We start from the raw sequence: 1221 nt of genomic DNA on the forward strand, positions 1-1221 counted from the left end.
CGGCCATGCCGCCGACTGGGCCCCGGCCGCCCACTCCACCGCCGCAGGCTCCGGACCCGACCCCGACATGCCCCTCACCCACACCCTCACCATCAACACCCTCACCCAGGACACCCCCCACGGACCCACCCTCACCACCACCCTCACCTGGCCGAACACCCTCCTCACCCGTGAGGAGATCCAGCAACTCGCCGACGGCTACCACCAAGCCCTCACCGCGCTGGCCCGCCACACCACCCTCCCCGACACCGGCGGACGCACCCCCTCAGACCTCCCCCTCCTCCACCTCACCCAAGCCGACATCGACCACCTCGAAACCACATATCCCCACACCACCGACATCTGGCCCCTCGCACCCTTGCAAGAAGGCCTCCTCTTCCACGCCCTCTACGACACCCACGGCCACGACGTCTACGCCTCCCAGCAAACCTTCCGCATCACCGGCCCCCTCAACATCCCCACCCTCAAAACCGCCCTCACCACCCTCCTGACCCGCCACCCCAACCTCCGCGCCGGCTTCCACCACCAAAACCTCACCCACCCCATCCAGATCATCCCCACCACCACTGAGCTCCCCTGGCAAGAACTCAACTGGACCCACCTCGATCCCGACACACAGGAAACCTCCCTCACCACCTGGCTGGAGGAAGACCAGAGCCGCCGGTTCAACCTCGACCAGCCACCACTGATCCGGTTCACCCTCATCCACCTCGCCCCCCAGTCCTACCGCCTGGTCTTCACCAACCACCACATCCTCCTCGACGGCTGGTCCCTCCCCGTCCTCATGCGGGAACTGTTCACCCTCTACGCCCACCAAGGCCACGAAACCGCAGCCACCCTGCCCCCCACCACCCCCTACCGCGACTACCTCGCCTGGATCACCACCCAAGACCGCACCACCGCCGAAAACACCTGGCGCCACACCCTCCACAACCTCCAACAACCCACCCGACTCACCCCCCACGACCCCACCCGAACCCCCCAACCACCCCAACGCCACACCCACCACCTCCCCCCCCACACCACCCACCAACTCACCACCACCGCACGCCACCACAACACCACCCTCAACACCCTCATCCAAACCGCCTGGGCCATCCTCCTCCACCACACCACCAACCAACACGACATCACCTTCGGCGCCACCACCGCCGGCCGACCCCCACACATACCCCACATCGAAACCATGGTCGGCCTCTTCATCAACACACTCCCCGTACG

The 1221-nt window shown here is 66.4% G+C and carries 1 protein-coding gene; it reads left to right on the forward strand.

Annotated elements, in window-relative coordinates; translation table 11 throughout:
- The coding region (locus tag ACH4U7_RS53200; RefSeq protein WP_398534948.1) for a condensation domain-containing protein at nt 1-1221 on the forward strand (1221 nt) is incomplete at both ends.

It is taken from the genome of Streptomyces sp. NPDC020845, from assembly GCF_044334165.1.
In the GTDB taxonomy this organism is placed as follows: domain Bacteria; phylum Actinomycetota; class Actinomycetes; order Streptomycetales; family Streptomycetaceae; genus Streptomyces.